The 2,792-nt window shown below is 37.7% G+C and carries 3 protein-coding genes; 2 read left to right on the top strand and 1 reads right to left on the bottom strand.

The window, feature by feature from the left end:
• Positions 1 to 11: 11 nt before the first annotated feature.
• Entirely contained in the window at positions 12 to 593 is a 582-nt protein-coding gene (tpx, locus tag P20480_RS08720) for a thiol peroxidase (RefSeq protein ID WP_008129835.1), read from the bottom strand.
• 229 nt (positions 594 to 822) lie between these two features.
• Here tpx and P20480_RS08725 point away from each other — a divergent pair, with 229 nt between their 5' ends.
• Together P20480_RS08725 and P20480_RS18125 are read left to right on the top strand one after the other, a co-directional pair.
• Positions 823 to 1,827 (top strand): response regulator, encoded by a 1,005-nt coding sequence (locus P20480_RS08725; RefSeq protein ID WP_006792403.1) that lies wholly within the window; start codon positions 823 to 825, stop codon positions 1,825 to 1,827.
• A 3-nt stretch (positions 1,828 to 1,830) separates the two neighbouring features.
• A partial coding sequence (locus tag P20480_RS18125; RefSeq protein ID WP_033025466.1) for a sensor domain-containing diguanylate cyclase occupies positions 1,831 to 2,792 on the top strand: 962 nt, incomplete at its 3' end.

Here is a 2,792-nt window from a genome sequence, read left to right as displayed (position 1 = left end):
TACAGAAAGACCTATAAGGTTTTAAGCTTTTCTATTACGCTGTCATATTCTGGCTCGGTAGATAGGTTACTCACTAATTGCTTATAAATCACTTTGTGGCTCTTATCGAGTATAAAAATAGAGCGCGTTAGAAGCCCCATATCTTTTATAATCACACCATATTTTTGGCCAAAATCACGCCATACCGAATCAGATAATGTGATGACTTTATCTATGTTCTCTGCTTTACAAAATCGTTTTTGGGCGAACGGTAAATCAGCGCTTACAGTCAATATTTCAATACTTGGAAATTCTAGCGCCACTTTTTCGTTAAAGTGTTTAGTTTGTAAACTACACACACCGGTATCTAAACTTGGTACTACGCTAATTAGTAATGCTTGCCCTTTGTAGTTTTTGAGCGTTACAGGCGTAAAGTTACCATCAACTACTTTAAAGTCAGGCGCACTTTCACCTACTGAGACACCTTCGCCCATTAAAGTAATTGGTTTGCCCTGTACTGAAACTTTTCCTGCATCTAGTGTATTTTCTGGGTAATCGGCTGCCATAGCAACGGAGCAAAATGCACTCAGTACAAACGCGAACGTACGATACATAAGGTATTTCCTTTTAAATTAACGCAATAAGTGACAGTGTATTATACTGCGTATGAGTAACCAAGCGATTATGCGTTCTTGCTTGCTAAGAATTAGTTATGAGATTTATAAATTGTAAACCGCTGAAACTTTGATTAACATATAGTTACAAAAAATATCTTAAATAATAAAAATAAAAGCCACTATCATTTTGTGATGTTAATACTTGGTTTAAAAATAGAGAGATAGTATGCCAACATCAGTATTAGTATGTGATGATTCCAAATTAGCGAGGCGCCAGTTAGCTCGCTCATTGCCGGAAGACTGGGACATAAAGGTTGAGTTTGCAATTAACGGTGTTGATTGCATAAAGCAAATAAAAGCGGTTGACCCAGAAATTCTATTCCTTGATTTAAACATGCCTGAAATGGACGGGTATGAAGTGTTGATGGCAATGAAAGAGTTAGGTTTAAATGTGCTTACTGTTGTGGTATCTGGTGACATACAACCTAATGCCCACCAACGAGTGCTTGATTTAGGCGCTATCGATTTTATTCAAAAACCCTGCTCACCAGAAAAGCTTGCCGAAATAATAGAGCATCATGGAATTAAAGACAAAGCTATGCGTGAACGCTTGTCCCATGCATTAGGTGAGCAAGTTGACCCTGACGTTCGAGACATCTACCAAGAACTGACGAATGTCGCAATGGGGCAGGCTGGTGACTTACTAGCAAGGTTACTCAATGTATTTGTCGAATTACCAATCCCTAATGTAAATATTCTCGAGGTGAGTGAGCTAGATATGGCACTTCGCTCCATAGATAATAATGCGTCTACTTCTGGTGTGTGCCAGGGCTTTATAGGTGGTGGTGTATCTGGCGAAGCATTATTATTACTCAACGATTCTAGTTTTAAAGAAATTGCGTCTTTAATGAATTATGACGGTGTACTCACCGATAACGTTGAGCTTGAGCTACTAATGGATATTAGTAATATCCTTATTGGTGCAATTCTTACGGGTCTTTCTAAGCAGCTCGACATGTCATTCAGCCAAGGACACCCAATTGTGTTAGGTCAGCATAGAGATGTGTCTGAACTGGTAAAAGCAAACAAGTCTCGTTGGCAACGCACTCTTGCAATTGAAATTAGCTATGGCATTGAAAATCACAACATAAACTGTGATTTAATGTTGTTATTTACCGAAGACTCACTAAAAACTTTGAAATACAAAGTTGCTTACCTATTAGAAGATTAAGTTATGGCTGCTGATTTAGATATGAATGAGATCCATTGGTTAATGGATATGTTTAATACCGTTGATGTGGGTCTTGTTGTACTTGATAGAGATTACCGAGTGTGTGTTTGGAATGGGTTCATGGAAAACCATTCCGGCTTATTACCAAGTGCGGTAAAGCATAAAGATTTATTTGATTTGTTTCCTGCAATAGACGAAAAATGGTTTAGAAGTAAATCTGAATCCGTATTTGTTTTAAAAAATCGCTCATTCACAATATGGGAACAGCAACCTTATATATTTAGGTTTAAAAATTACCGTCCTATCACTGGTAAAGCCGAGTATATGTATCAAAATGCAACCTTTATACCTTTAACTAATATTCGTGCAGAAGTCAGTCATATATGTATTATCTTATATGATGTAACTGATATTGCGGTAAATAAAAAAGAATTAGAGGATTTAAATGCCCGCCTAGAGCAAGTAAGCCAAACAGATAGCCTTACTCAATTGTATAACCGTGGTCATTGGGAGAGTACGCTCAAGCAAGAGTTTTTGCGTACTAAGCGCAATGGCGGTTCTAGTGCATTGCTGATGTTTGATATCGATCGATTTAAAGTCGTAAATGATGAATATGGCCACACGTGTGGTGATGAAGCACTACGCCACTTGTCAAAACTTTTAAAAACGACACTACGCGAAACTGACATCGCAGGAAGGTACGGTGGTGAGGAGTTTGTAGTTACTTTATTAGATACCGATGAAAAGGGGGCTGAAATTTTTGCTGAACGCTTAAGGGTATTAATTGAGCAAAGTCCTGTTATGTATAAACAACTTGAAGTGAAAGTAACAGTGAGTATTGGTTTTGCCTGTTTCAGTAATGAGTTTAAAGACCATGAGCGCTGGATAGAAGCTGCAGATAAAGCTATGTATCAATCTAAAAAGAATGGACGAAATAAAGTAACTGCCTATGCCGATATAAAAAA

It is taken from the genome of Pseudoalteromonas sp. BSi20480 (assembly GCF_000241365.1).
In the GTDB taxonomy this organism is placed as follows: Bacteria; Pseudomonadota; Gammaproteobacteria; order Enterobacterales; family Alteromonadaceae; genus Pseudoalteromonas; species Pseudoalteromonas marina.
The sequence above is the reverse complement of the archived record's forward strand: the minus strand, read 5'-3'. Positions and strand labels throughout refer to the sequence as shown.

What these genes read in the sequence shown, in the direction of transcription:
- tpx (WP_008129835.1), bottom strand. Translation starts at nt 593, where the DNA reads ATGTATCGTACGTTCGCGTTTGTACTGAGTGCATTTTGCTCCGTTGCT.
- P20480_RS08725 (WP_006792403.1), top strand. Translation starts at nt 823, where the DNA reads ATGCCAACATCAGTATTAGTATGTGATGATTCCAAATTAGCGAGGCGC.